21 protein-coding genes and 3 pseudogenes are annotated in these 26512 nt (G+C 67.7%); 13 read left to right on the top strand and 11 right to left on the bottom strand.

What is annotated here, in order from left to right; genetic code table 11:
* Window positions 1-126: 126 nt before the first annotated feature.
* From ACZ4WS_RS32035 to ACZ4WS_RS32025, 3 genes are all read right to left on the bottom strand, one after another.
* On the bottom strand, window positions 127-627 hold the full coding sequence (locus ACZ4WS_RS32035; protein WP_467986019.1) for a hypothetical protein: 501 nt from the start codon (window positions 625-627) through the stop codon (window positions 127-129).
* A 373-nt stretch (window positions 628-1000) separates the two neighbouring features.
* On the bottom strand, window positions 1001-1432 hold the full coding sequence (locus ACZ4WS_RS32030) for an SRPBCC family protein (protein ID WP_467986018.1): 432 nt from the start codon (window positions 1430-1432) through the stop codon (window positions 1001-1003).
* Window positions 1433-1465: 33 nt separating this feature from the next.
* Window positions 1466-2476: an aldo/keto reductase gene (locus ACZ4WS_RS32025; protein WP_467986016.1), complete on the bottom strand. Its 1011-nt coding sequence runs from the start codon at window positions 2474-2476 to the stop codon at window positions 1466-1468.
* Between the two features lie 140 nt (window positions 2477-2616).
* On the opposite strand from ACZ4WS_RS32025, the gene ACZ4WS_RS32020 reads away from it, so the two are divergent.
* Complete coding sequence (locus tag ACZ4WS_RS32020) at window positions 2617-3516, top strand: LysR substrate-binding domain-containing protein (protein ID WP_467986014.1); 900 nt, start codon at window positions 2617-2619, stop codon at window positions 3514-3516.
* 594 nt (window positions 3517-4110) lie between these two features.
* Here ACZ4WS_RS32020 and ACZ4WS_RS32015 read toward each other — a convergent pair.
* On the bottom strand, window positions 4111-4266 hold the full coding sequence (locus ACZ4WS_RS32015; RefSeq protein WP_467986012.1) for a hypothetical protein: 156 nt from the start codon (window positions 4264-4266) through the stop codon (window positions 4111-4113).
* A gap of 159 nt (window positions 4267-4425) precedes the next feature.
* On the opposite strand from ACZ4WS_RS32015, the gene ligA reads away from it, so the two are divergent.
* The 3 genes from ligA to ACZ4WS_RS32000 all read left to right on the top strand — a co-directional run bounded on the left by ligA (window position 4426) and on the right by ACZ4WS_RS32000 (window position 7963).
* Window positions 4426-6513, top strand: a complete 2088-nt coding sequence (ligA, locus tag ACZ4WS_RS32010) for an NAD-dependent DNA ligase LigA (protein WP_467986011.1) — start codon at window positions 4426-4428, stop codon at window positions 6511-6513.
* Window positions 6514-6602: 89 nt separating this feature from the next.
* Window positions 6603-7556, top strand: coding sequence for a tyrosine-type recombinase/integrase (locus ACZ4WS_RS32005; RefSeq protein WP_467986009.1), 954 nt, complete (start codon window positions 6603-6605; stop codon window positions 7554-7556).
* Complete coding sequence (locus ACZ4WS_RS32000) at window positions 7553-7963, top strand: DUF6262 family protein (protein WP_467986007.1); 411 nt, start codon at window positions 7553-7555, stop codon at window positions 7961-7963. The genes ACZ4WS_RS32005 and ACZ4WS_RS32000 overlap by 4 nt, the downstream gene beginning before the upstream one ends.
* 7 nt (window positions 7964-7970) lie before the next feature.
* Here the strand turns inward: ACZ4WS_RS32000 and ACZ4WS_RS31995 are convergent, their stop codons facing one another.
* Window positions 7971-9278, bottom strand: a complete 1308-nt coding sequence (locus ACZ4WS_RS31995; RefSeq protein ID WP_467986005.1) for an MFS transporter — start codon at window positions 9276-9278, stop codon at window positions 7971-7973.
* A gap of 326 nt (window positions 9279-9604) precedes the next feature.
* On the opposite strand from ACZ4WS_RS31995, the gene ACZ4WS_RS31990 reads away from it, so the two are divergent.
* Together ACZ4WS_RS31990 and ACZ4WS_RS31985 are read left to right on the top strand one after the other, a co-directional pair.
* Window positions 9605-10129, top strand: a complete 525-nt coding sequence (locus ACZ4WS_RS31990; RefSeq protein WP_467986004.1) for a GNAT family N-acetyltransferase — start codon at window positions 9605-9607, stop codon at window positions 10127-10129.
* 21 nt (window positions 10130-10150) lie between these two features.
* Window positions 10151-10395, top strand: a pseudogene (locus ACZ4WS_RS31985) (hypothetical protein); the annotation flags it as partial.
* Window positions 10396-10584: 189 nt separating this feature from the next.
* Here ACZ4WS_RS31985 and ACZ4WS_RS31980 read toward each other — a convergent pair.
* Window positions 10585-11253 carry a haloacid dehalogenase type II gene (locus ACZ4WS_RS31980; protein WP_467986002.1) on the bottom strand — a complete coding sequence of 223 codons (669 nt, stop codon included), beginning with the start codon at window positions 11251-11253 and terminating at the stop codon, window positions 10585-10587.
* Window positions 11254-11820: 567 nt separating this feature from the next.
* Between ACZ4WS_RS31980 and ACZ4WS_RS31975 the strand changes: the two genes are divergently transcribed.
* Window positions 11821-12045 carry a hypothetical protein gene (locus ACZ4WS_RS31975; protein ID WP_467986000.1) on the top strand — a complete coding sequence of 75 codons (225 nt, stop codon included), beginning with the start codon at window positions 11821-11823 and terminating at the stop codon, window positions 12043-12045.
* 22 nt (window positions 12046-12067) lie between these two features.
* On the opposite strand, the pseudogene ACZ4WS_RS31970 reads toward ACZ4WS_RS31975, so the two are convergent.
* A pseudogene (locus ACZ4WS_RS31970) lies at window positions 12068-12362 on the bottom strand (transposase); the annotation flags it as partial.
* Window positions 12363-13890: 1528 nt separating this feature from the next.
* Between ACZ4WS_RS31970 and ACZ4WS_RS31965 the strand changes: the two are divergent.
* The 5 genes from ACZ4WS_RS31965 to ACZ4WS_RS31945 all read left to right on the top strand — a co-directional run bounded on the left by ACZ4WS_RS31965 (window position 13891) and on the right by ACZ4WS_RS31945 (window position 21292).
* On the top strand, window positions 13891-15252 hold the full coding sequence (locus ACZ4WS_RS31965; protein WP_467985999.1) for a DUF7933 domain-containing protein: 1362 nt from the start codon (window positions 13891-13893) through the stop codon (window positions 15250-15252).
* 663 nt (window positions 15253-15915) lie between these two features.
* Window positions 15916-16197 carry a hypothetical protein gene (locus tag ACZ4WS_RS31960; protein ID WP_467985997.1) on the top strand — a complete coding sequence of 94 codons (282 nt, stop codon included), beginning with the start codon at window positions 15916-15918 and terminating at the stop codon, window positions 16195-16197.
* Window positions 16198-16560: 363 nt separating this feature from the next.
* Window positions 16561-17376 (top strand): SAM-dependent methyltransferase, encoded by an 816-nt coding sequence (locus tag ACZ4WS_RS31955; RefSeq protein WP_467985995.1) that lies wholly within the window; start codon window positions 16561-16563, stop codon window positions 17374-17376.
* A gap of 1136 nt (window positions 17377-18512) precedes the next feature.
* Window positions 18513-20375, top strand: coding sequence for an ABC transporter ATP-binding protein (locus tag ACZ4WS_RS31950; RefSeq protein WP_467985993.1), 1863 nt, complete (start codon window positions 18513-18515; stop codon window positions 20373-20375).
* Entirely contained in the window at window positions 20372-21292 is a 921-nt protein-coding gene (locus ACZ4WS_RS31945) for a serine/threonine-protein kinase (RefSeq protein ID WP_467985991.1), read from the top strand. The genes ACZ4WS_RS31950 and ACZ4WS_RS31945 overlap by 4 nt, the downstream gene beginning before the upstream one ends.
* 52 nt (window positions 21293-21344) lie before the next feature.
* Here the strand turns inward: ACZ4WS_RS31945 and ACZ4WS_RS31940 are convergent, their stop codons facing one another.
* The 4 genes and pseudogenes from ACZ4WS_RS31940 to ACZ4WS_RS31925 all read right to left on the bottom strand — a co-directional run.
* Window positions 21345-22100, bottom strand: coding sequence for a hypothetical protein (locus tag ACZ4WS_RS31940; protein ID WP_467985990.1), 756 nt, complete (start codon window positions 22098-22100; stop codon window positions 21345-21347).
* A complete protein-coding gene (locus ACZ4WS_RS31935) occupies window positions 22090-22677 on the bottom strand; it encodes an RNA polymerase sigma factor (protein ID WP_467986295.1) in 588 nt (195 codons plus the stop codon). Before ACZ4WS_RS31935 ends, ACZ4WS_RS31940 begins: the two co-directional genes overlap by 11 nt.
* A gap of 934 nt (window positions 22678-23611) precedes the next feature.
* Window positions 23612-24307, bottom strand: a complete 696-nt coding sequence (locus ACZ4WS_RS31930) for a hypothetical protein (RefSeq protein WP_467985988.1) — start codon at window positions 24305-24307, stop codon at window positions 23612-23614.
* A gap of 130 nt (window positions 24308-24437) precedes the next feature.
* A pseudogene (locus ACZ4WS_RS31925) lies at window positions 24438-24743 on the bottom strand (zinc ribbon domain-containing protein); the annotation flags it as partial.
* A gap of 992 nt (window positions 24744-25735) precedes the next feature.
* Between ACZ4WS_RS31925 and ACZ4WS_RS31920 the strand changes: the two are divergent.
* Window positions 25736-26332, top strand: coding sequence for a lamin tail domain-containing protein (locus ACZ4WS_RS31920; protein WP_467985986.1), 597 nt, complete (start codon window positions 25736-25738; stop codon window positions 26330-26332).
* The last annotated feature ends 180 nt before the right edge of the window (window positions 26333-26512 follow it).

Genomic DNA, 26512 nt, shown 5'->3' with positions numbered 1-26512 from the left:
CGCCGGGCGCGTGCTGGTGCGCACGGACCGACGTCGAGTCGACCGAGACGTCCCAGTCGATGTCACCGGCGGCTCTTGCGGCCACCTGTGCCCGCGAGCTGCCGGAGGAGTCGCCTCATCGCAGGATCAGTGCTGGACTGCGGCCTTTGCGCTCACGATGGCCAGTCCCAGAAGGAGGTTGACGGCACCGTTGATCGCGACCAGGCGGCGAGGGGCGCCGGCTCTGACGACGGCTGCGGTGGCCCAAGCAACCTGTTCGGCGACGGCGACGGCGAGCCCCAGCCACGCGGTGTCGCCAGCGCTGAGCCCCAGAAAAGGGCTCAGCGCCACGGCGGCGGCCGGTGGGAGTGCCGCCTGAGCGATCGGCCATTGCGTGCGTGCCTCATGGCGGACCAGCTCCCACGACGGCGCCTGATTTACCAGTCGGTCGCCGACGAGGTGGGCGTAGACGTGCGTGATCCAGAAGACCAGGCCCGTGGTGAGCAGCATGACCACGAGCTGGAGCCGGGGGAAGGAGCCCAGCGCTCCCGCTGTCGCGATGACCGAGGCCGCGAGGAGCGAGCCGTAGACCGCTCCGGCATAGTTCCGCGCCGTTGCTTCTGCCTGGTCGGGGCCGCGACGTCTCATCTGCTCAGCATGCCGCGCTGCCCGCGGCTTACGCTGTCACCGCGCCGCCCTCCCGGTCGCTGCGCGTGGTCCCGGTGACGCTGATGACGTCCTGGTGTGAGTACGCGTTTCTGATCCGCGTGCCTGATCGGTGGGTTGATCGTTGGATTCGATCAGGCGACGGACGGCACCGCCCCCGCAACACCGGAGCGATGCCGCGGGGCATCGGACCGTCCAGGCCCGGCCACAGGCCCGAAGGTGTGATGGATACCGCCCACCCGCCACGGACCGTGCCCCTGGAGCTGCGTCGCCCGACGGGACGAGAAAGCGGAGACCCAGCGCATCCAAAACCGTTCGGGATGCGTCCCGTTCGCAGCAGTGAGCCCAAGACTCACTATGCACACTGGTTGGGAACGGTGAGCGTTTGGTTCAGTGCGGCGAGGCCGTCCGCGTAAATGCTGTGGAACAGAGCGATGGCTTCGTCGTCGCCGATGCCGTCTGGTGTGAAGGTGCCGGACCACTCCACGCGGGCCGTGTCCTGCCCGGGCATCTCGTGCACCGTGAGGGTGGAGAGGTAGCCGGTGACGGGGAAGGGAGCCTGGAGGATGGAGTAGCTGTAGGTGCGGGCCTTGTTGTCGAAGGCTTCGAGGCGCTCGACGATCACGCCGCCGTCCTCGTTCCTGAGGCTGCGGACGCGTCCGCCGTCGCTGAGTTCGCTGGTGGGGATGTAGGGGAGCCAGTCAGGCAGTGAGTCGAAGCCGCCGATGAGCTGCCAGACGCGGTCGGGCGAGGCGGGGATGTCGAGGGATGCGGTGGTCGTGGCCACGGGATTCTCCTGAGGGCGTGCGGGGTGTCGGGGTCAGACGGCGGGTACGGGAGCGTCCTGCGCGATCAGTCGCTCCTCGCGCAGATCCGTCCAGAACGCGGCCGGGATCGTCTCGCCGAGAGCGGCCAGGTCCTCAGCGATGCGACTGGGCTTGGTGGCGCCGGGGATCACGGCTGCCGTCGCCGGATGGGCGAGGGAGAACTGCAGCGCGGCGGACTTGATGCCGACCCCGTGCCGCTCGGCGAGTGCCTTGATCTGCTCCACCTTGTCGATGATGTGCGCGGGCGCCTTCTGGTACTCGAAGTGCGTTCCTCCGGCGAGGATGCCCGAGCTGTAGGGGCCGCCGACCACGACGTCGACGTCCTGGGCGGCAGCGGCAGGCAGCAGGCGCTGCAGGGCCCGGTCATGGTCGAGGAGGGTGTAGCGGCCCGCGAGGAGGAAGGCGTCGGGCTTCGGCTCGTCCAGGTCGAGGGTGAGCTCCAGGGGTTCCACGCGGTTGACGCCCAGGCCCCAGGCCTTGATGACGCCCTCCTCGCGCAGCTTCTGCAGGACGCGGAATGCGCCGGTGCGGGCTGTCTCATAGGCGGCCAGCCACTCGTCTCCGTAGAAGTCCTGGGCGACGTCATGCACCCACACGATGTCGAGGCGGTCCGTCCGGAGGCGCTTGAGGCTGTCCTCGATGGAGCGGAGGGTGGCGTCGGCGGTGTAGTCGTTGACCATCTTGTTCGGGCGACCGTGTTCGAAGAGACCGCCCTTCTCGCCGAGGTCGCGTGCGGCCGGGTCCTCGATCTCGTCGAGGATGACGCGGCCGACCTTCGTGCTGAGGACGAACTCGTCGCGGGGGTGCTGCGCCAGTACGTCGCCGAGCCGGATCTCGGAGAGGCCGGCGCCGTAGAAGGGCGCAGTGTCGAAGTAGCGGATGCCCTGGTCCCAGGCGGCTTCGACGGTGGCTGCTGCCTCCTCGTCGGGGATGGCCCGGAACATGTTGCCGAGCGGTGCGGTGCCGAAGCCGAGGGCGCCGGGCAGGAGGGGCTTGATGCTCATGGAGGGATCCTTGCGATGGTGATTGCGGCGGATTCGTCAGCGAATGTGCGATCCGCCGGCCTTGCGTGTTCGAGGTTAGGATCCGTACATGAGACTGTCCAAGACTTGCTTGGACATACTTGAGTCCTTCGAGGTCCTACATGCTTGACCTGCGCCACCTCCGCTACTTCGTTGCCGTCGCCGAGGCCGAACACGTCGGCCGTGCCGCTGAGCGGCTGCACATCTCCCAGTCGCCTCTCAGCCGGCAGATTGCCCAGCTCGAGAAGAACCTGGGCCTGACCCTTTTCGAACGCACCCAGCAGCGCATCCGGCTGACCTCCGACGGCCGTGTCTTTCTGACCGAGGCGCATGCCCTGCTGCGCCACGCGGACCGGCTGGAGAACCTCGGCCGGCGGCTCGGCCGTGGCGAGGAGGGCGGCCTGTGCATCGGCTACGTGGCCGACGCCATGCACACGGGCATCCTGCCCACTGCCCTGCGCACACTGCGCGATCAACGCCCGGGCATTCACGTTGCGCTGTACGACCAGGAGTCGGCCGAGCAGTTCGAGGGACTGCGCCAGCGCAGCCTGGACATCGCGCTGGTGCGTACGCCGCCGCCCGAGGACGACCCGGACCTGAACACGGCCCCTTTGCTGCGGGATCCATTGCTGCTCGCGCTGCCCGCGGAGCATTCCCTCGCGGGGCAGGAGGAGTTGACCCCCGACGCCCTTGACGGGCAGCCGTGGATCGCGGTGGGCGACTCCCAGGACCCGGCCTGGCGCGACACGTTCGTTGCGTCGTGCGTGGCCTCCGGCTTCACACCGGACATCCGTCTTGATGCAGCCGATCCACTCACCGCACTGGGCCTGGTCGCCTCAGGTCTCGGCCTCGCGCTCATCCAGAAGAGCATGATGCGCGGCACGACCGACGGCGTCGCGGTACGCGAACTGCCCTGGTACGGAGGGTCTGTTCAGCTGTGGGCGGCCTGGCACCGGGTCGATCTCCGGCCCGTGGTGGCCTCATTCCGCGAAACGGTCCTCGCGGGCCGGGGTGCCGCCTGAGCGAGGGCGTACAAGAGGGGCCGCCCGTTTCTCCGGCGCCGGACCAGCAGTCCACGCTGACGTCGTCGGGCCTCGGCACTGCAGGAGCCCACGGCCTGCTGGGGGCGGCTTCATTCCCCTCTACCTCCGCGCACGGCCAAGACGTGCGCGCCATGGCGTACCGGCTGGCTGATGGCTCGGCAGCGAGGAGAACACCCACCTGAGCGGACAGGTGGTGTACGTCGAAGGCGGCGCCGAGGTCCTACTGCGTGGGGACTCGTCCTGGTGATCACCACAGTCACCTCCTGTCGCCAAACAGATGCCGCAGAGCGGACGACCGGAGCCATCAGACGCCCGACTTCACCCCCGAACGCCTCGCCGCGCGGAAACAGGGGGCCACGCCGACGCCGCGTCGGGCGCGCGCTGCGGCAGCTGTCAGGAGAGTTGGTCGAGCAGTTGAGGGCGCCGTGTCCGGTTCTCGCGTTCACCGCGACATGCAGGTAGCTGTCGAAGTGGGGCGCTTCGTCCTCAGCGTTCTGCCGCGGGCCGCGAAGGTGAACTCGGCGGTCTCGCCGCCGTACGGCCAGGTGGGTTTCGGCAGGCTCTCAAGTACTTTCAGGAGTCCTTCGGCACGTGCTGCGGCACAAACTCTGCCGCCTGGCGCGGTTCGGGGTCCGGCAGGTTCTGAACCACCGCAGTGATCAGCCGTTCCGTCTCCTGCCACGAAGCGGGCTGATGTCGTCGGCCGTGTAGGTAGACGTCCAGGATCAATGTCCGCTCCCTCAGAGACGTGCGCAGGCATCAGCATGCCCGACCTGGCCTGATCCACGCGACAGGCCCTAATGAGTCGACTGGGACGTACCGGTGGGCCTCACGCATTGAGACGCTCGCGCCGAGGCGTTGTCAGTGGTGGCAGGCAGGATGGCGGGCATGACAACACCTGCAGCAGTGATCGTGGATGCCGCCGCCTACGCGCAGGCGGTCGAGGACGCGGTGAAGGCGTCGGCCGCCTACTACGCGGGCGGCACCTCGGTGCTGGATGACGATGCCTACGACCGGCTGGTGCGCGGGATCGCCGCGTGGGAGGCCGATCATCCCGAGCAGGTGCTGCCCGACTCGCCGACCGGGAAAGTCGCCGGCGGCGCCGTGGAGGGAGATGTCCCGCACACCGTGGCGATGCTGAGCCTGGACAACGCGTTCTCACCTGAGGAGTTCACCGCGTGGAGTGCATCGCTGGCCCGGCGGATCGGCCACGACGTGGAGCGGTTCAGTGTCGAGCCGAAGCTGGACGGCCTCGCGATCGCCGCCCGCTACACCGACGGCCGCCTGACTCATCTGATCACACGCGGCGACGGGACGGCCGGGGAGGACGTCTCGCACGCGATAGGCACCATCGAGGGCCTGCCGGATGAGCTGTCCGAATCGGTCACGGTGGAGGTGCGCGGCGAAGTCCTGATGACCACCGCCCAGTTCGAGCACGCCAACGAGGTGCGCACCGCGCACGGCGGGCAGCCGTTCGCAAATCCGCGCAACGCCGCGGCGGGCACGCTGCGCGCCAAGGACCGTGCCTACACCGTGCCGATGACGTTCTTCGGCTACGGCCTGCTCCCGCTGGCCGACACCGAGGCCGGGCTCGCCGGGCGGCTGGGAGAGGCCGCGCACAGCGACCTCATGGCCCAGGCCGCCGCGTATGGGGTGAACACCACCGCCACCACCGCCGTGCCCGGCATCACCGCCGACACGGCCGAGGAGGTCCTGGCCCGGGTGAAGGAGATTGCCGCACTGCGCGCCCAGTTGCCGTTCGGGATCGACGGAATCGTCATCAAGGCCGATCTGGCTGCCGACCAGCAGACGGCCGGGTCCGGTTCGCGTGCCCCGCGCTGGGCGATCGCCTACAAGCTGCCCGCGGTGGAGAAGATCACCAGGCTGCTGGAGGTGGAGTGGAACGTGGGCCGCACCGGCATCATCGCCCCCCGCGGCGTGCTGGAACCCGTCGAGATCGACGGCTCCACCATCACCTATGCCACCCTGCACAACCCGGCCGACATCACCCGCCGCGACCTGCGCCTGGGCGACCACGTCATGGTCCACCGCGCCGGCGACGTCATCCCCCGCATCGAAGCCCCCGTCGCCCACCTGCGCACCGGCGACGAACAGCCCATCGTCTTCCCCGAGGTATGCCCGCGGTGCGGCTCCGGCATCGACACCAGCGAGCAGCGCTGGCGCTGCGAGATGGGCCGCAACTGCCACCTCGTCGCCTCCCTCTCCTACGCCGCCGGCCGCGACCAGCTCGACATCGAAGGCCTCGGTGCCACCCGCGTCGTCCAGCTCGTCGAAGCGGGCCTGGTCGCCGACCTCGCGGACCTGTTTACCCTCACCCGCGACCAGCTCCTGAGCCTGGAACGCATGGGCGAGACCAGTACCGACAACCTCCTCGCCGCGATCGCCGCCGCCAAGGGGCAGCCACTGTCACGGGTGCTGTGCGCGCTCGGTGTCCGTGGCACCGGCCGCTCCATGTCCCGCCGCATCGCCCGGTACTTCGCCACCATGGACCACATCCGCGTCGCCGACGCAGAAACGATGCAGCAGGTCGAGGGCATCGGCACCGAGAAGGCGCCGTCCATCGTCGCCGAACTCGCCGAACTCGCCCCGCTCATCAACAAACTCGCCGACGCCGGGGTCAACATGACCGAGCCCGGCGCCACCCCGCCCGCCCCTGCTGCTGGCGACGCCGACAGCGGCTCGGAGAGCGTGGAGCCGGAGGGTGGGCCGCTGGCCGGGATGACGGTGGTGGTCACCGGCGCGATGGCCGGAGCGCTGGAGAAGCTCAGCCGCAATCAGATGAACGAACTCATCGAACGCGCCGGCGGCCGCTCCTCCTCCAGCGTCTCCAAGAAGACCACCCTGGTCGTCGCCGGAGAGAATGCCGGATCCAAGCGCGCCAAGGCCGAAGACCTCGGCATCCGCCTGGCCACCCCCGACGAATTCGCCACCCTCATCGCCGACTACCTCAACTGACCCCGATTCACGAGGGCGGGGGTGCCGCAGTTCACAGGGCGCGCGATGCCAAGGGCGGAACAAGCAGGAGTGGTTGACCGTTCATCTGTATGTGGCTGCGGAGGGGACAGTGTCCCCGGGCCTCACGTACAGCCCATGGGGACGATCGTCCGGCTGAAGCCCCATGGAGCTTTCCGCCGAGAGGCGACCGCCCTCCGCACGTCACAGTGCACGCCCCGGCTGGTCTCCCCCGTCCAGCCGGGGTTTCTCGTTGTTCGCGCGCCGCACGCCGGGCACGTTCGGTTTCCAGCTGTTACCTCTTCCTGCAGACCCGCAACAACCGGCTCGGCCTGAGACCGTACGCGGCCGCCACCTTTCACCACCGGCTCGGCAACCTGACCCGGACACTGGCCATCACCGACAGCGTCGGCCGCCCGGTGCAGATCTCCAAGACCCACACCTTCCGGCACACGCGCGCGACCGACCTGATCAACGCCGGCGTACCGATCCACGTCGTGATGCGCTACCTCGGTCACCTGACACCGGCCATGACCATGCACTACGCCAAGACCCTTGCGGTCACCGCCGAGCTCGAGTTCCTGCGCTCCAAGGAGGTGACCGCCGACAGTCGGACCGCAGGCCTCGACCCGAGCGACCTCTACGACCTCCTGCACCTGGACCAGCGAGCTGACCGGGTACTGCCGAACGGGTGGTGCATGCTGCCGCCCAAGCAGGTCTGTTCCAAGGGACACGCCTGCCTGACCTGCGACAAGTTCGTCACGGACGCCAGCCACCAGGACGAGCTCAGGCACCAGCTCGACCAGACCGAAGCCCTGATCGCCCGACGGCAGGCTCAATTCGCCTCGCGCTACGGACAGCCCATGGGCGAGGACATCATCTGGCTCTCCGGACGACTCGCCGAAACGAACGCCCTGTCCAAGGTCCTCGTTGCGCTCGATCGCGTCGGCGTTCAGGAGGGCGGGATACTTCGCGCGGTGCGCGGAGCCGACACACCGGATCGGGCGGAACCATCCACTGCCCAAAGTGAGGACCTCAAGCGGTGAGCCCTCTGCCAGAGCATCTGCACCAGGCGGCGAAAGCGCGCACCACGGACGCCGACAAGCGAGCCCGAACCGCCCTCGCCCAGATGGCCAAGGCCGGCCAGGCTGTCAGCTTCACTGCCGTTGCCCATGTGGCAGGCGTGAGCACCGACTTCCTCTACAGGCATCGCGAGCTCCGAAGTGTGATCGAACGCCACCGCGCGAAGCGCGGCCAGGTTCCAGGGGCGCGCAGGGCCGACGCTGAGGCGGCGTCGTCGACCTCAGCGGCCGTGCGCGCGCTGAGCGCACGCCTTTCACAACAGCATCAGGCCCACCGTGAGGAGATCACCCGGCTCCGGAACGTCCTGGAGGTCGCTCATGGCGAGAACCCGGAACTTCGACGCCGTCTGGCTCCGTACGAACCGGACTGAATGCTGCTCAGCCTTCTACGCGACGACGAGGACCTCTGGGGGCAGGAAGCTCCCGTCCTAAACGAGCGAGCGGGGACAAAGCCATCAGCACCGGGGACAGCATCATGCCTGCGGCCGTCACCAGGAGGCTGGTGCGCAACCCCCAATCCTCCGCAAGAAATCCACCGAGCAGAGAGCCGAGCGGCGTCAGCCCCATGCCGACAAACGTGATCGTCGCCGCCGCGCGACCTTGCATCCGGTCAGGAGTGACGGCCTGCCGGACGGCCATGACCGTGACATTCACCAACTGGCCGCCGGTCCCGAACACGAAATTGACCGCAAGGAGCGCGGAAACCGTCACCGCAGAGGAGCCGTGCAGCGCGGGCACACACAGGAACACGCCGTCGCCGAGTGCCGCCGCGGACACGAGCACCGCACCATGACCGAACCGGCTCGGCAGGCGGGCGGCCAGCATCGAGCCCAGGAACGCGCCCGGCCCCATCGCCGCAAGCGCCAGCCCGACGGCGGTGCCCGACAGGTGCAGTTCCCGCGGCAGGAAGAGCAGATAGACGGTCATCATGGCCGCGAAGGAGAACTGGAAGGCGGCCGAGGCGAGGCACACGGTCCGCAGCAAACTCTCGCTGACGACAAAACGGAGGCCCTCATGGATCCGCCGCCATACCCGAGGGGGACGTTCCGAGCGCTCCGGGATCGATTCGATCCGGCGGATCCGTCGGATCGACAGGAACGACAGCGCGAAATACAGCGCGCTGGAGGCCGCAGCGATCGGCGCCGACAGCAGTGACACCAACGCACCACCGAGGGCGGGACCGCCGATCTGCGCCGCCGACCGGCTGCCCTCGAGCGCGCTGTTGCCCAGCAGCAACTGATCGCGTTTCACCAGCCGTACGAGAGACGCCTGGTAGGCCACGTCGAAGAACACGGACAAGGCCCCGACGGCGAAGGCGACCACGAGCAGCGCGGGCAGGCCGAGCCAACCGAGGAGGCCGGCCACGGCGGCGGCGCCCAGTGCCAGGGTTCGGCCGACGTCTGTCAGCACCATCACCGTGCGGGTCCGCCACCTGTCCACCCATGCGCCGACGAAGAGCGAGAGCAACAGGATCGGCACCTGCCCCACCGCCCGGAGGACGCCCAACTGGCCGGCACCGGCGTTGAGCGTCAGGACAGCGAAGAGCGGCAGAACCACCAGACTTGCATGTTCGCCGAGTTGGGAGGCCGTCTGACCCACCCAGAGTCTGCGGAAGTCGCCGTCCCGCCACAGGCTTGTCGGAACGGGTCGACCGGAATCGGATACAGCGGAGGAAGCGGACGGCACAGGGACCCTTTGGGTTGCCGAAAACGAGGCCCGCGACCCGGCGCACGAAAGGTGCACCGACGGTTCAGGCGGGGGAAGGCTCGCTGTGCCGCAACATCAAGGGCAGCACGCGATGACAGGCCAATCACGGCCTACGACGTCAACGCGCGCTCGGACGACCGGGCATGTCTTAACTCCTCGTGGGTCACTCGCTGCGCCTGAACAGTAGCCCTCGGCGGCCTGGTGCGAAAGGCGATTGGCCTGGGGCAGACGGCCAAGGCCCGAGGGCCTGTCTCTAGTCGTAATCCTGCGGCGGGTGGACGGCTAAGTTGCATACAGTCCTCCCTGTGTCTGAGCTGCAGCTGCTTCGTCCGGACCATGCCCTCGCGCTCCTCGCCTTCGAGCGGGAGAATCGGTCCTACTTCGCAGCGTCCGTGCCTGATCGAGGCGAGGACTACTTCGCCCGGTTCGACGAGCGGCACCGTGACCTGCTGGCCGAGCAGGAGGCCGGGGTCTGCTATTTCCACGTGCTGGTCGGCGCTGCGGGCGAGGTGTTGGGGCGGGTCAACGTGGCGGATGGCGGTGCCGAGCTCGGATATCGGATCGCAGAGCGGGCCGCAGGTCGGGGGCTCGCCACCTCGGCCGTGCGGGAGGTGTGCGGCCTTGCCGCCGACAGGTACGGGTTGACCGCCCTGCGGGCCGCCACCACCCTCGACAACGCGGCGTCCCGAGCCGTGCTGGCCCGTGCAGGGTTCACCGTCACCGGCGAGACGCGGCTCTCTGGTCGCCCCGGCCTGACGTATCTTCGCAGCCTCGAGGATTTCTCCGCTCCGCGTGGCGATGTCGGCCGCCCCTGTTCGGCGCCGGGGTGACAGGCGCCTGCTGAGCACCCACGGATCATCGGCCGCAAGCGCCACCTGGGCTGTGACATCCTCGGCCTGCTGCTGACCGTCCTGGTCACCGCCGCCAGCGTGTCCGACACCGCGGCCGGCGTCCACCTGCTGTCCCGGATCGCCGCCGCCCACCCCCGCGTGACACTCACTCGCACCGCTCCGACGCCATGATCTACCTTGCGACGATCGACCTCATGGCCCGCAGACTCACCGGCGAAGCCACCCTGAACTGGCACGGGACGTAACCCGGGACCAAACACGAATCAACGGACCAAAGCTCAGTGAGGCGTCCCACTCATCTACCCCAGGTCGTCCTTCACGTCAAAGCCGTCGTCGCGCCGTTACCCCTCACGCGGTGGCCTCGCCGCAGGCAGGTCGGCTTTGGCCTTGAGAGTTTCAACTCGCCTTGGAGCGGTTCATCGTCAACGGCGATTTCAGATTCCCAGAATTTCTACCACCCCGGCGAGGGACGTGACCTCGTAAGCGTGATAGAACGGCGCTGACGGCTCGTTTCCTCTGTTGAGATAGACCGTATCTCTCACGCCAAGGTCGGTTGCTGACTGCAGGTCGTAACGTGGGCTGGACGACACGTGCATCGTCTCCTCCGGCCGGCAGCCCAACTGTTCGTACATGAACTCAAATGCGCGCAGTCTTGGCTTGTAGGCCTGCGACATCTCCGCTGTATACACCGCGTGGAACGATGCGCCGAGCTTCGCAACGTTCTGATGAGCGTGTCCGTCTGCGGCGTTGGAGATGATTGCGAGAGGGAAATGCGCAGCGAGCTTCGCGAGAGACTCTGGGACATCGGGGTGGGGCCCCCATTCTGGGATCGCCGCGAAAATCTTGGCGGGATCGCTCGGCCGGAACTCGACTCCGGTGCTATTGCAAGCTCGCTCGAAAGATCGAGAAATTACCTCATCATAAGGTCGCCAATTGCCCATCGCTTCATCGAGCTGGTAGCAGCTGAACCGGTGGAGAAAGGTGTCCAGCCTCTCAGGCGGGGCTACGTCCTTGATCACCTCTCTGGCAGCGGGTCCGATGGCGAAGTCCGTCAGAGTTCCGTACATGTCGAATGTGATGAACTTAGGATCAAGGCCGCTCAACTGACTCTCCTTGTAGAAGGTGGCTCTTTCAGCAGCCGCTACGGCGTGCCGAATCAGCGTTGCTCATGTGCCAACCGACCTGGCTGACTGGTCATTCCCCGTCCCACCCGCGGGCAGATACGCCCAAAGCTCCTGGCGGGCAGAGAGCGCGGGCTCATCGCAGCTCGCTGACCTGCGCCGCCTCACAGCCGAGGTTCAAAAACACCTACGTACCCGCAGTTGAAGGTGTCAGCGGTATGCCGTTGACCTCCTGAACAGCACCTTCATCTACGTTCGTCCGTCCCGGGTGCAGATGATAGGTGGTCGACATCCAGCTGACGGGCGCTGTCGAAGTACCGGTCGTCGTACGCGCTACACCAAAGACCGCCGGTCAGGGCGCAGTTGAGGCCCCGCTCCGGGCTGTGACGCCTCGGTCAGAGGGTGTTTCTGTTGGTGGTTGACCTGCATGCCAGCAGGCCCAGACGATCTGCCAGAACCCCGTCATGGCATACAGATTCACCGCTCATGCGATAGCGGCAGAGGTTGACCCCGACGACGACGTGATGACGGTTTGACACTCATTGCATAGTGACGCAGGACCAGGGAACGGCCTACGGCTGTGTCCGGGAGGTCTCTTTGTCGGACGGGTTGCTCACCGTGTCGTTGGACCCCGCTTCTCTGGAGAAACTGGGCCTGGAAGACGCCGCGATAGAGGCAGAACTCAAGGTGCCGAACGAGGAGATCGAGCGGATGCGGAGGGTACTCGGCCAGGTGCTGGCATTCGGGCGGAAGACGCCCGCCCGCAGCGTGTGAATCTGTAGGTGCGCATCGCGCGTCATAGCTGCTGGTAGCCGATGAAGGCTGCGGCGATGTCGACGAAGGCCAGGAGGTGTTCGGGTTTACGTTCGTAGCGGCGGTGCAGGCGTCGGCAGCCGGCCAGCCACGACACTGTTCGCTCCACGACTCAGCGGTGACGGCCAAACCGCTCGGGGGACTCGATGCCCTTGCGGGCGATGCGGTGGGGGATTCCGCGGCTGCGGAGCCATCTGCGCAGGTGGTCGTAGTCATAGGCCCTTGTCGGCATGCAGCTTGGCGGGGTGGCGCCGACGCGGTCCACGGCGGGAGCGAACGGACTGAAACGGGGCCATGTATGCCGTTGTTCGCGGTCGCCCGGGACCGGGCCCACTGGGCCACGGCCAGCGGGACCAGCATGACCGGCGGCATCACCTGATGGGACGCCAGGCCGATGAGCAGCAGCCAGCAGGCCAACGCACCCACGAATCCCAGCAAGCGCCGCAGCGAAAGCCGCCGCGCCGTATCCTGCCCCTCAAGCAGCTCGTCGACGCTCTCCATCCACGCGGCATGCTCGTACCTGCGGCGTAGCCGGGCCGGGAGACGGAAACAGAGCGGAAGCAGCACCAGGGACACGAGAGCTACCGCGAGCATTCCCACCATCAGCATCTCGCGCCGGTAAGCCGTACCGATCAGCGCCAGCAGCACCCCTTCGGACAGCACCGCGCCCGCAGCCATCATCAGCACGGACATGCGCTCGAGGTACACCACCCGTATGAGCCCGTCTCGGGCGTCACCAGCCATCGTCGTAGCTCTCTCCCTGCCCGGACACCCGCACGGGCAGGGAAGATCCAACGCCGTGCGGAACGCAGGGTCAACAGCCGTGATGCCAGTACATCGCAAAGACTGTCCAGCCCCAGCGTCTGGTCCCGCACAGAGCAGCCTTGGTACGACCCCGACAGCTTCCAAGGATGCAACCGGCCGATGCGTGCCAGTTTCGTGCCACGCCAGGCGGTCAACCGCGGTCAACGACGGTTCGCCGCAGTCGAGAAGCGCCGCCGAGCTGGGGACTCTCCGAACCCGGCATGACCTGCGTACCTTCGCCGCCCCGCACAGCTGCCCTTACAAGGCGGCAGTCCAAGGCAACAGTCCTCGCGGCGTAGGCAGTCCACGATGACGGGACAAGGCCAGGAGCCCGATCAGGGCGAGGACCATCCAGGTTGCCAGGTAGGCGAACGCGGCCGTTGGCGAGATCGTTGACCAGAGAACACCGGCGACGGCGGAAGCTGCGAGGTTGCCCAGAGGCTGGACGGTGGCGAGAAGGCCGAGGCAGAGCCGCGCAGGTCCGTGGGCGCCAAGGCCGCTACGGCCTGGGCTGTCTCCACAGCGCCAATGCCGACGCCCGCAAGAACGAGCGGGATTGCGAGTACAGCAACGACGCCGCCGCTTACGGCGAGCAGGCCGTAGGCAAGAGCGAAGGCGGCGCTCCCGACGGCAAGAACCGGGCGTCCGAGTCGGTCGGAGAATCGGCCGGCAGGGACGAAGACAGCGTGGCCGCGACGTTGTAGGCGGTGTAAAGACGGCTTTAGCCACCTCCCCGGTCCGGGTCCCGCGTCGAGCCCGGTCCGGGTCCCGCGTCGAGCAAGATCAGGGGGCCACTCGTGCACATTGCTGGATGAAATTCCGATATAAGCCCACGGTGTCCGTTCCCAGTTCGGCCAACGCGGTGAAAGATACAGTCGTCGAGGTCGCTGGTCGTCTTTTTTGAGGGCGTGTGCTGGAATTAAGGCGACCTACCTATAGGGGTGCATAGCTAATGGTCTGGGCTGCGCCATTTCTGCCCATGTCCGCTGTTGCTTGTACGCCGTGGCGATCGGAAAAGAGATGGTGGAAATTTCCGCAGTTAAGCTTTCCTGGCGCACGCGCACTGCATCGGTGTCCCTGGTAGCACTTGCGATCGCGAGTGCTCCGCTGGCCTCTCAAGCCCAGGCCCTGGTTATGTCACCGGGTGTGAACGCCCGGCATGCACCTGGCACTCCGGGGGCCCCGCAGGACCCGGTTACGGTGTTCGTCGAAGACTTCGAAAACGCAGGCGAGACTCCGATCTTCCTGGAGAACTACGTCGGCGCTCCACCGCTCAACGAGACATACACAGCCGACCCCCCGTGGCTTGACCACGGACAGTGCAACGGCATCATCCTCAATCAGAACGGTGCTGATCAGCCTAACTGCCCGGCAGTATTGAAGAACATGGCCAATGCGCTGGGACAGGTAGGCGGAACGAATCCGCCGACCAACCACGTGGTCGCGGCCTACACCAACTGGGTGCCACCTGGCGCCGACCGGGTGGAGTTCCGGACCGAGCAGCCGATCCCGATCGCGAAGCCGAACCGCTACATCACCTTCGCAGTGGACGTAGCCGCCGTGAATTGCGGCCAAGCGGTGCCTCCGCTGCTGAAGTTCTATCTGACCGGCAACGGGTCAGACATCCCTACCTTCACCACCCCCATCAATCCCTGCGCCGATCCCAACTCCAAGCCCTACCCCGGAGGAAGCGGGTTGAGGGCCGGGGCGTTCGCCAGCAACAGAGCTGTGCTGTTCAACGATAGCCAGTTGGGCATCAAGATGGTCAATGGGCAAGGCGACTGGTTCGGTAATGACCATGCATTCGACAACATCCGAATCCTAGATGCGACTCCGCAGCTGGACAAGGCGTTCAATCCTGCCACGATCGATCAGGGTGGCACCTCGACACTCGCTATGACGGTGACCAACACCAGTGAATTGGCGGCGAAGAACGACTTCAGCTTCGCCGACAACCTGCCCGCCGGAGTGAAGGTGGCCTCGAACGCGAACGCATCGACGACCTGCGGCAACGGCACGGTGTCCGCGACGGCGGGGGGCGCGTCCGTTGCTCTGAACGGCGGCGACCTGGCCGCCGGCGAGAAGTCCTGCACGGTCACGGTGAACGTCACCGCCGGCAAGCCGGGCACCTACGTCAACCGCCCCGAAGCGATCACCACGGTTGGCCTGAATCCCCCGGACCCCGCGACCCTGACCGTCAAGAAAAAGGGAGCAGCGGTGGGCACCGCGACGGGCTCGGGTGGTCTGCTCTCCGGCAATGTGGTGCAGGTACCGGTGGACATCCCGGTCAATGCTTGCGGCAACTCCGTGAACGTCATCGGACTGCTCAACCCGGCGACGGGCAACGTCTGCGTCAACGGCTAGCCGACCAGGTCACTCGCCGCGCCGGGACCGGGCGGGTCCCGGCGGGCACAGATCGTCCGGCTGACATCACCAGTTGACACCAACGCCGCTGAACGAGGGCAGACAACGGCAACTCTGCCCGCAGTGGCAGACAGTCATAAGGGCCCGTTCCGAGAGGTCGCGCCACACAGCGATCGAACTCCTAAAGCGGGTGTCGCAGGTTCGAATCCTGCCGGGGGCACATGGCCAAGGGCCGGCTCAGGAGGGTTTCCTCCCGGGCTGGCCCTTGGCCGTTTCCGGTGTGCCGCTCAGGTGCCACTACGTCCGAGTGACGTCCTTGTCGTTGCTGTCCGAGGGGTCTCCCGCTGATGGATCAGCGCGGCCCGCGAGCTGCTACGGCCCATCCGGCGTCATCAACTCTGTGTGCCGGCCCCAGCAGTCGACTCCAGGGTGTTGCCGGTGCGCCGGAGAACGTAGAACCTGAAGTGAAGCGCTCCGGGTCTGGTGGGGGCTCCGGACTGTCCCGAGTTGGGTGGAGTCGAGTTGCTTGGTTTCAGGCTACTGGCGGGGTGCGAAGTTCGTACTCCACCGGGCTGAGCATGCCCAGCCTCTCTCCTAAAGCGGTGCTGTGAGAGGGCGTGTGCGACACAACTCCGCCGGTGCGGTGGCTGTCATCATCATTGGATGGCAGGCAAGCAGCTACCGACAGGGTGGTCTCTGGAAGAGATCCGCAACGTCTCCGGCGACCGTGAGGCCACAGCTCTCGACACCGATCGCGTCGTGACGTGGCTGGACTTGTCGGCAGAGTATGAACGGCTCTACCCCGAGATCGTCTTGGGGTTTCATGGGCTGTGTCTGGTGAAACCCGTCAACGACGACTGGTACATGGGCAGTCTGAACGACGACGGCAGTATCAACTGCTGGAGCGCCTATGGCGATCTCTATGAGGCGCATCGTGGTCTGTAGCCCCGGAGGCAGCGATGCCAGGTTCGCACGGCCCGTCTCAGTTTCCGTCTCATTGCCTACCCAGCTGACGTTGCTGCGTCACGGCAGCTGGGCAGGCGCTCAGGAGAAGTCGCGCCGGGTGAACCGAGTTTCGGTGTGGTTGAGCTGTTGGGCCGCCCGGACGAGGCGCATGGAGTTCCCACCAGGACTGCCGCGCAGTGATGCCCCGCCCGAACCTGGCAGGCGTCGACGTCATCCGATTCCGCCATGCGAGTTGGGTCCCTCGACGGGCAACTGGCCGAGCTCGCATGTGAGTTGTGCATCCGGCGTCGGCTAGTGTGTGCCTGCATCAGGCGGGTGATGGTGAGCGGGGAGCTGAGCACGATGAACGAGCGGCCGGGCGGCGGGATAGTGCCGATCAACTCATCTGTGGCACATCCCGCGCGTGTCTACAACGCCTGGCTGGGCGGCAAGGACAACTACCCTGCCGACCAGGAGGCCGCCGAGCTGGCGGCCGCGGCCAATCCGGAGATCGTCCCCGCCGTCAGGGCCAACAGGGCCTTTTTGGGGCGGGCGGTTCGAGAGCTGGCCGGAAGGTCGGGAATTCGGCAGTTCCTCGACATCGGGACCGGCATCCCCGCGGCGGACAACACTCACGAGGTGGCTCAGCGGGTCGATCCGGGTGCCCGGGTGGTGTACGTCGACAACGACCCGATCGTGCTGGCCCACGCTCGGGCGCTGCTGGTCAGCACCCGGGCCGGGGCGACGGACTACCTGGATGCGGACCTGCGCGACGCGGACCGTATTCTCACCGCGGCGCAGGACACACTGGACCTGTCGAAACCTGTGGCACTCATGCTCGTGGCGGTCCTGCAGTACATCCCGAACGACGACAATCCATACGTCCTCACGCAGCGCCTCCTCGACGCGCTCGCGCCTGGCAGCCACCTCGTACTCTCGCACCCGGCGTCGGACATCGGAGCCGATCAGGTCGCCGAGTCAATGCGCGTGTACAACGAGCGCGCCGCCGAGCACGCGGCCGCAACCCCTCGCTCGCACACCGAAGTCACCCGGTTCTTCGACGGCACGGAACTGCTGGAACCCGGAGTCGTACAGCTGCCGCAGTGGCGGCCCGATCGCGAAAACGCGGCCACTCCTGGCGCGCTGCCCATGTGGTGCGGGGTCGGAAGCAAGCCGTAAAGGTCAAGCGGTGCAGCGCCGCAGAGGGATCTCGTAGAGGGATCTCGTAGAGGGATCTCGTAGAGGGATCTCGTAGAGGGATTCAAACAGCCCGTCACGCGAATCTCCTCCGGCGCAGCCCTCGACACCGACATCGACCAGCGGCTGCGGCAACTCACCGCGCGAAAGAAGAAGGTCACCCACGTTGCTCGTGCGCTCGACACCCTTCCCGCGGACTCCGGCGCCTGCGCGGCCCTGATGCTGCCGGCCAGGCACGTCCTCGCCGGCGGGACCAGGCTGAGCGCATCGACGCCCTCCTTGCCCGCTGCACCAAGCAGTGGCCGGGACGGGGCAAGCTCCTTCGGCTGGAAGAACATTGCTCGGCGGGTTTCCGCACCGCGCTCAGGCCCCGGCTCGATCCCCTCCGCCGCGTCGGTGCGGACTTCCTGGCCTTTTTCCCGCAAGCCGCTACCCACCAGGGCAAATTCAACGCCGCCCCGCTCCCCCAACGCCTTCCCGACGCCTGGGTGGAACTCTTGCGAGCCCTCGCCGCCCCGATCCGCCCGCTGCGCCGCGACGCCGCGATCCGCTTGGGGCACAGTAGGACCGGCCCAGCCGATATTTGGTGCCGGCCGTGACGGCTTGCCGGTCTCTTTGCGGCTCGCCTGTCGACCACGGCGCCAGGCGACGTCGAGCTTCTGGACGACTGGGTACGGCGTCCGGACCGTCAGGTTGAGTGCGATGCCATAGCCTCTGCTTGATCATCAACGAGCCTTATCTGTTCAGCGGCGCCCGCGCCGTCCGCCGGAGCCGCGTCCGCCGTCGCCACCCCCGAGCCCCGCGGCCTTGAGAAGAAATCTGCCTTTTTTCCAGGAGACGCCATCCAATTCCCGCCTTGAAGCGTATCTACTACGAGGCAAGTTCCAGCAGGAGGAATGCAATGGCGATCTTCAGTGATCTCTTTCCTGCCAAACACCGTGACCGCCGGAACGATTCGACCTCGAGGCGCGACGACACCTCGATGAGGCGGCATCATCGCCGCCATCGTCGTTCCAGCTCCGACGATCACAAGTCTGGTCACGACAACTGAAGGCTGAGCGGACCGGGGACTGGAGGACCCGGTCCGCTCCGTCGTCGAGCCACGACGGACCCATGCCATGGTGCGTATCCCGCGGCACGTTCTGCGGCGTCTGCTGTCAGTGGGCGAGGATTCAGATGCCGTGGTGGCGGCCGCGCCACCGTTGCCCCCGCGCGAGGTGTTCCGGCGCTTCTGGCCCTACACTCGCGGTCGCCGGCGCTGGCTCGTCCCTCTCGTCCTCTTCAGCCTGATCGGACCCCTCGTCGACGCTGCCGAACTGTGGCTCTTCAAGATCGTGGTGGACGAGGTGCTCGTCCCACGAGATCTGAGACCCTTCCTCTGGATCGCGCCGACCTACCTGGGGCTCATCGTCGGCTCCGGCATTCTGGGGTTCGCCGACGACATGACGTCCACGTGGGTCAGCGAGCGGTTCCTGCTGGCGTTGCGCTCCGACGTGTTCCAGCACGTCCAGGGACTGTCACTCGGGTTCTTCGAACGGCGGCGGCTCGGAGACGTGCTGTCGCGTGTCACGGGTGACGTGGACGCCGTCGAAACTTTCCTGCTCTCCGGTGTCGCGGACGCGCTCTACCAGGTGATCCGTCTGGGTGTCTTCCTCGGTCTCCTTCTCTACCTCCAATGGGACCTGACGCTCCTCGCGCTCGTCATCGTGCCGCTGTTCTGGCGCGCCGCCCGGCACTTCTCCCGGCTGATCAAGGAGGCGTCACGGGAGCGCAGACGCCGCAGCGGTTCGCTCAGCGCGGTCGCCGAGGAGTCGTTGAGCAACGTGGCCCTGGTCCAGGCGTACAACCGGCAGAGCTGGGAGGAGCGCCGCTTCGAGCGCGAGAACGTCGGCAAGTTCCGCGCCGCGATGGCGTCGGCGCGGATCCGTGCCGTCTACCGACCGCTCGTCGAGATCATCGAGGTGTCCGGCGCCCTCGCCGTCATGGGTCTGGGCACCTGGAAACTGGCGCAGGGCCAGCTCACACTGGGCGGGCTTCTGGTCTTCCTGGCGCTGATCGGCAAGCTCTACAGCCCGATCCGCGACCTCTCCCGCCTCGGCAACACCTTCTATGCCGCGTCGGCCTCCGCGGAACGGATCATCGAGTTGCTGGACCAGCGCCCCCAGGTCGTCGAGGCCGCCGGCGCCCGGCGGACCGGCCGAGCGCGGGGCGACGTCGAGTTCGACGGCGTGTCCTTCCGCTATCCCGGCACGGCGCGCTGGGCGCTGTCCGGTGTGTCGTTCCACGTCGCCCCGGGCGAGACCCTGGCGCTGGTCGGGGCCAGCGGGGCCGGCAAATCCACGGTCGCGAAGCTGCAGCTCCGTTTCTACGACCCCGATCAGGGCACAGTCCGTCTCGACGGGCGCGATCTGCGGGACCTGTTCCTGTCCGACGTGCGGGAGAGCGTCGCGGTGGTGCTGCAGGAGACGCTCGTCTTCCACGGCACGGTGCGGGAGAACATCGCCTACGGCCGACCCGAGGCGACGGAGGCGGAGATCGTCGCGGCGGCGCGCGCCGCGGACGCCCACGACTTCATCCAGCTGCTTCCGGCGGGTTACGACACGATGGTCGGCCAGAGCGGTCGGACGCTGTCCGGCGGACAACGCCAGCGCCTGGCGATCGCGCGCGCGATGATCAGGGACGCGCCCGTACTGCTCCTGGACGAACCGACCACCGGCCTCGACGTACAGTCGGGCCGCAGGATCATGGACCCGCTGCGTCGCCTCATGGCCGGGCGGACGACCATCGTCATCTCGCACAACCTGCTCACCGTCCGTGACGCCACTCGGATCGTGGTGCTCGACCGCGGCCGGGTCGTCGAGTCCGGGCCCCACGACGACTTGCTCGTACACGGAGGGACGTACGCCCGGCTCCACCGGCTGCACGCCGTGACCGGTCCCGCGCAGGCGGACTCCTCGTCACAGGGAACGGTGCTGTCATGACCGATGCTCAGGCAGAACCGGCCCCGCCCCTGGCACCAGGCACCCGTCCGGTTCCGGGCTACGAGATCGTGGGGCACCTGGCGCGCACGGGATGGCTGGACCTGTACGACTCCTGGAGCGAGGAACGGGCCTGCCGCTGCGTCATCAAGGTGCTGCGTCCGGACCACCGCGACGACACGCGGCTGCGCGATCGACTGCTGCGGGAGGGCCGGTGGCTGCGGACCTTCGCCCACCCGCACCTGGTCCGCGCGTACGAGATCTTCGAGTCGCCCGAGCCGCTCGTCGTCCTGGAGACGCTGACCGGGGAGACGCTGTCCCACCTCATCGATCGGTTGGGGCGCCGGCCGGCCGCCACCGACGTGGCACTGCTCGGAGTGCAGCTGTGTTCCGCGATCCACTACCTGCATGGTCAGGGCGTGCTGCATCTGGATCTCAAGCCGTCCAACGTCGTGGTCGACTGCGGCCACGCGAAGGTGCTCGACCTCAGCGTGGCGCGGCCGCCCGGGTTCGCTCCTCCCGGGGTGGGCACGTTCTGCTACCTCTCACCGGAGCAGGCGCGCGGCGGAGGGCTGTCGGCCGCGGCCGACGTGTGGGGCATCGGCATCACGTTGTACGAGGTGGCCAGTGGTGACGTGCCGTTCGACTGCGGCGAGATCGCTGATGAGCCCTACAACCCGAGGACCGCGGAGGCGGAGGCGGAGGACGACAACGCCGCAGGGGGCCAGGACGACTGGTATCCGCAGCTGGAGGAAAGCGCCCCGCCGATCGCGTCGCGGCGGCGTCTGCCACGGGCTCTCGCCGCGGCCATCGACGGCTGCCTGCGGGACGACCCGTCGGCCCGGCCCACGGTCCCCGAGCTGACCGCAGCCTTCGGCGCGATGCTTCCGGGCCAGGGGCTCCGCGTCGCGCACACCTGAGATCCACCACGGCGGCTCGCAGGACGCGCCATCTGTTTCCGAGCCTGCCGGGTTACGCCATGTCGGCCGTGTTGAAGTGACCTATGGCAAGCACGGTGCCGTCGGGCGACGTCAACCGTGCGCCGGAGAGCGTCGAGGGGTCGACGGGGGCCGGGCCACCCCAGAATCCATAGCCCTCATGCAAGGTGAAGGTGCCGACGCGAACCATGGTGCCGTCGCTGTGCTCCAGCATGCAGGAGGCCTTGCCACTGTACGGAGTACCGGCTGCGGCAAGGTTGACTTTCATGTAGATCCAGCCCGGAGACCCGGGGTGGGCGTACATCTCACCGGTCGGCCTTCCGGGGGCCCGCGCCGAGGTCAGTCCTCCCTCCAACAGGCCGGCCTCGCTCTCGGCGGACTGGGAAGCGCCGGCCGTGGCCTCCTCGATCACGGTGCCGACCGCCCAGCCGCCGAACCCGACGGCGAGTACGAGCGCGGCCACGGCGGAGGCGACCCGCAGTCGTACCCGGCCGCCGAGGCCCATGCGAGGGATGCCGGACCGGCGGGCCTGCAGACGCCCCTCGCGCGCCGACGCCGCCTGCGTCAGCGCCTGCGTCACCCGGGTCTCGAACCCGACCGGCGGCTCGCTGCCGGGCAGCAACCCGATCAGCCCGTCGCCCACGAGGGTCAGTTGCTCGATGTACTCCCGGCAGTCCGCACAGCGGTCCAGATGGGCGACCGCGGCGGCCCGCTCGCGGCCGGGCAGTACGCCGAGAGCCAGCTCGGCGCCGACCTCCCGCAGCTTCTCGCAGGTCACGTCACTGGACATGGTTGCCTCGCTTCGGAGACTCGAGCGTGGTCCGCAGCTTCCCCATCGCCGTCCTGATACGCGTCTTGGCGGTGCCCAGCGGGATCTTCTCCCGGTCGGCGATCTGCTGGGCCGTCATTCCGTAGATACCCGCCATCACCAGGGCACGGCCCTGTTCGCGCGGCAGCTCGGCCACGGCGGCCCGCAGCCGGGACGACACCTCGTCGGCCAGCGCGTGCTGCTCGGGAGTCTCGCTGACGGCGCCCAGGATGGCGTCGAGGTCTTCGGGCGCCATCGGCTCCGGCCGACGCGAGCGGACGGCGTCGATGGCGAGGTTGTGGGCGATGGTCGTCAGCCAGGTCGTCACTGAGCCGCGGCGCGAGTCGTACATCTGCGCATGACGCCATGCACGCTCGAACGTCTGCTGGGTGATGTCCTCGGCGAGCTGCGGATCCCCGATGACGGCGATGGCGACACCGAAGACCGTGTGCTGGAACCTCCGTACGAACGTCACGGCGAGCTCCGGGTCACCGGTGGCCAGTCCGGACAGCAGAGCCTCGTCCGGAAGGCGACCCCCTGAGAACCGGAACCCCTGCATACCCGTATATACGGTCCGCCCGCGCCAGGAGATTGCCCGGCCTTTGCGGAAGTTCATGGTCCGATTCTTCTCGGTTCGGAGTGCAGGGCGCGACCGGACCCAGGTGCTGACGGGAGTGTCGCTCCCCGCACCGACCGCCGGCCGAAGACCGAAACAAGGTTCAGCCGCGTACGCACATGTTGTTACAGCACGTCGGCTGTAGTCCCAGCACGTCGCCGGGCCGGCCGACGTAGGGGCGTGGTTCAGGGGACCGCTCGCGACAGCGCGGTCAGTGGTATCGCAGCCGCTGCACCTACAGTCTGCACTTGCCGAATCGCTGTCGGGTGGCTACGGATCTGACGGAATCGCCTCTCTTGCGAGCCAACGCCGACCTGCAAATGGTTGCAGGCCAGGATCCCGGACAGGGACTGCAGCGAGTCACCGCGTCGGCATCGGCCATCGGACGGTTCCTGCTGGTCCGGCACACCGCCCGACAGCGCGGAGGCAACTCGACGGCCCCGGGACAGCACCTTCTCCCTGGTCTGCGCCACCCCCAGCGGGTTGGTGCCCCTGAAGTCGCGCGACGGGACTCAGGCTGAAGTGGGGGCAAGCCCGTGTAACCGATCTCGGGCCGATCCCGGCAAAGGGAGAGGAACCAGCGAGATCAAGCAGGCGCATGACCTGGCACGTTCGGTCGACGCACTGTGCCGACCCCTCGAAAACGCCATACCCGCGAGAGACAAGGCACCGCAGCCCTCACGATCGGCGGGGCCCGGCAGTGTCGGTGCTACCGGGCCGCGCGCCCCCTCTCGTGCTGCCCCGCAGAAGTTCGTGGAGGGGTGTTCAGCGTGATTGGGGCTTGAGCAGGGTTCCGTCGGTCGTCGACGGGGGCGGGGTCTTCGAGGGTGACGAGGGAGAAGAGGACTGAGCGGCCGTGGCAGGCCGGAAGGGTTGATCAGCCGCTGACCGTGCGCAGAAAGTGATCGGCGTCTTCCGGCTCGCCCAGTCGGCCCACCTCCAGCCAGGACCCGTCGGCAAAGCAGAGCCGGAAGGTGGCGTACCCGCGCGGCTGGCCCGCCTCGCCCTCGATCCGGGCTTGGTCGAGGGTGAACTCCGTGACGGTCCGGAAGTCGTCGGCCTTGGTCGGCGACAGTCGACGGCGAGGGGACGCGGCCACGCAGATGCGGTCGCGGGCCAGCATGACCAGGCGCTTGGGGCTGGGCGAGTGGCCGTACCAGCGCAGCAGCAGCTGGCCCGCGGTCAGGTTCCAGTCCCCGTCGAAGACGCCGTTGGTCGGATCCTGCCCGCGCTCTCTCTCACGAGAGCGGCCACGGCCGGAGCGCTGTGCGTCGGGTGGAGTCGTCTGTGGCCGTCCGGTCTGATGGCTCTGGCCCCGTCCCGACCGCAGCAGTTGGTCCAGTTTGCGGCCGAGTCTGTCGATCAAGATCATCGGCACGACCACGAAGAAGAACACCACGGCCCCGGCGTACAACAACCAGTGGTGGCGCGATTTCAGGCGTCCTTTGCCCGCGGCACGGTGAACGTCCTTGGGCGGTGCGGGGATGGGCTTGTGGATCTCACACCAGACCAAGGCCACGGGTTCCTCTCCCAGGATCTTCCGCGCCCGCCGCTGCACCCTGCGCTTCGCCATGCCGAAGATCCTAGTGCTGCCCCGCAGAAGCTCGTGGAGAGGTGTTGATTCAGAGGCTGGGGTCACCGAGTTGACTTGCTCTCCCTGCTGAAGCAGGGAGATTCTGGCCTTCCGGTCCGGTGCCGTGCCGCTACGCGGCACGGGCTACGGGCCGGATTCCGTGGCTTCCTGCTTCTTCGCGCTGTGCCGGAACCGGGGGTTCTGGTCTTACCCGCGCTCGGCAGGCTGTCACCGCCAGTCCGGCGGCCCCTTTGACGTTCTTCGCGGCGTTGTGGTCCCGGTCGTGGACGGTGCCGCACGCGCTGCACGTCCCGGTGCGTACGTGCAGGGGTTTGGGCCCGTCCTTGATGCCACAGGTTGAGCACACCTGGCTGGTCGGCTCGAACCGGCCGACCTTGATGAAGGTGCGCCCGTACCGTTGTGCCTTGTACTCCAGCCCCGTGCTGCGCAGCCTCATCGGGTGACCGCCGACGTTGACGGCCTCAACCCGCGCCGTCGCTGTGAGCCGGCAGGCGCGCGATACGTGCCGGCAGCACCGGGGTCGCAGGAGAGCGGGCGCCGTGGGCGGGCGACAGGTCACGCATGCAGGCGCCGCCACAGATCGGTCTGCGCACGGGCCCGATCCGCAGGCAGACGAGTTCCGTCGGTTCCGCACTGCCCAGACGAATCTTCAGCGGCTGGTCTGCCGGGCGAGGGCACCGCGTTCCGGCGGCCGCTCCTCAGGGGCGTCGACTCCTCCACGTTGGCCGGCTCGAGGCCGTTGCGGTTGTCCGCAGGCCAATGTGCCGGCCCCTTGCCGTTTTCCAGGGTGAGGGAGGTCGTGGGCGGTGTCGGCGTGCGGGCGCTGGGGCTTGAAGTCGCGCCGCGGTGGGGCGTGTTGCGTGGGAAGGCCTGTGGCCAGGGGCCTCACTCCTTCGCTGGAGTGGGTGTTGGAGGCAAGGACTCCGGCGAGGAGGGCAGTCCGTTCGCGTCGGAGGGGATGGGGCGCGCGAGGCTCGCCTGGGCACGGGGGCGGTTGCCGGCCGGATCCGCGACAGCTCGGGGGTCCGGCGCGGTTCGGACCCGCCATCTCGTTGTGTCGAGTCTGCTGACCAGCGGCCGCCGTGGGAGTGTTACCCACTTTCGAGTGCGCAGGAGGCAGGTGGTGAGGTGGCGCGCGCCGGCGGATGGTGAGGCCCGGTCAGCGCTGAAGCGGTTGGGGGGAGTTGTCGGTGCATCGATGTGGTGCGTTCATTGCATACATGGACGTTACAGCCGACAGTTACAGAAATATGGACAATTCGTAACACCCTTCACGTCTCGCCCACATTTGCAGGCGGGGGCGGCAGATTGCGGGCCACTCGGCCACCGGGCCGGGACCCCGCACACCAGACCCGCGGCACTCACGTGCCGGAACACGGGTCCGCCAGTACGAAACGAGGGGCAATCTTGTCCGCTTCCCTGTCTGTCACCGCCCGTCGCGTGGCCGCTGCCGCCCTGGCGGCCGGCGCCCTGGTCGGTGCGGCCACCGCGTCGGCCGCCGCCGACAACGGCGTGCGCCTGGACCGCCCGCAAGTGGAGATCAGCAGCGTGCAGTACGACTCCCCGGGCTACGACAACCGCAGCTACCGCTCCCTGAACACGGAGTGGGTCGACGTCACCAACACCTCCGGCCGCAGCGTGAACCTCGACGGCTGGACGCTGTCCGCCGAGGACGGCCACACCTACACCTTCCACCACTACCGCCTGGAGGGCCACGCAACCGTCCGCGTCCACACCGGCATCGGTCGCGACAGCGACACCGACCTCTACCAGGACCGCCGCGACTACGTGTGGGACAACCACTCCGACACCGCCACCCTCAGAAACGACCACGCCCGCGTCATCGACACCGCCTCCTGGGGCAACGACCGCCACGCCCCCTCCTGGGGCAATGACCGCCACGCTCCCTCCTGGGGCGACGACCGCCGCGGCCACGAAGGGCGCGAGGGCCGTCACGAAGGGCGTGAGGGCGGCCACCAGAGGCGTGCCGAGGCGATGAACTAGCCACTGCCCGCGTCCACGGGGCGTGCCCCAGGTCACCGCCTGGGGCACGCCCCCCTTTTTCTTTTTGACCAGCCGGGAGGGCCGAACCCGCTGAGGCTCGTGCGCAGCGCGTACAACAGGCGCCCGCACCTGGTTCACCTGCCGCACCCACAGCGCCAAGAGGCGCTGTATGCCCCCGCG

It is taken from the genome of Streptomyces sp. NPDC029292 (assembly GCF_055569295.1).
The sequence above is the reverse complement of the archived record's forward strand: the minus strand, read 5'-3'. Positions and strand labels throughout refer to the sequence as shown.

Coding starts and splice junctions, on each gene's coding strand:
- ACZ4WS_RS32035 (WP_467986019.1), bottom strand. CDS start 627: ATGAGACGTCGCGGCCCCGACCAGGCAGAAGCAACGGCGCGGAACTAT.
- ACZ4WS_RS32025 (WP_467986016.1), bottom strand. CDS start 2,476: ATGAGCATCAAGCCCCTCCTGCCCGGCGCCCTCGGCTTCGGCACCGCA.
- ACZ4WS_RS32020 (WP_467986014.1), top strand. CDS start 2,617: ATGCTTGACCTGCGCCACCTCCGCTACTTCGTTGCCGTCGCCGAGGCC.
- ligA (WP_467986011.1), top strand. CDS start 4,426: ATGACAACACCTGCAGCAGTGATCGTGGATGCCGCCGCCTACGCGCAG.
- ACZ4WS_RS32005 (WP_467986009.1), top strand. CDS start 6,603: ATGTGGCTGCGGAGGGGACAGTGTCCCCGGGCCTCACGTACAGCCCAT.
- ACZ4WS_RS31960 (WP_467985997.1), top strand. CDS start 15,916: ATGGCAGGCAAGCAGCTACCGACAGGGTGGTCTCTGGAAGAGATCCGC.
- ACZ4WS_RS31955 (WP_467985995.1), top strand. CDS start 16,561: ATGAACGAGCGGCCGGGCGGCGGGATAGTGCCGATCAACTCATCTGTG.
- ACZ4WS_RS31950 (WP_467985993.1), top strand. CDS start 18,513: ATGGTGCGTATCCCGCGGCACGTTCTGCGGCGTCTGCTGTCAGTGGGC.
- ACZ4WS_RS31945 (WP_467985991.1), top strand. CDS start 20,372: ATGACCGATGCTCAGGCAGAACCGGCCCCGCCCCTGGCACCAGGCACC.
- ACZ4WS_RS31940 (WP_467985990.1), bottom strand. CDS start 22,100: ATGTCCAGTGACGTGACCTGCGAGAAGCTGCGGGAGGTCGGCGCCGAG.
- ACZ4WS_RS31935 (WP_467986295.1), bottom strand. CDS start 22,677: ATGCAGGGGTTCCGGTTCTCAGGGGGTCGCCTTCCGGACGAGGCTCTG.
- ACZ4WS_RS31930 (WP_467985988.1), bottom strand. CDS start 24,307: ATGGCGAAGCGCAGGGTGCAGCGGCGGGCGCGGAAGATCCTGGGAGAG.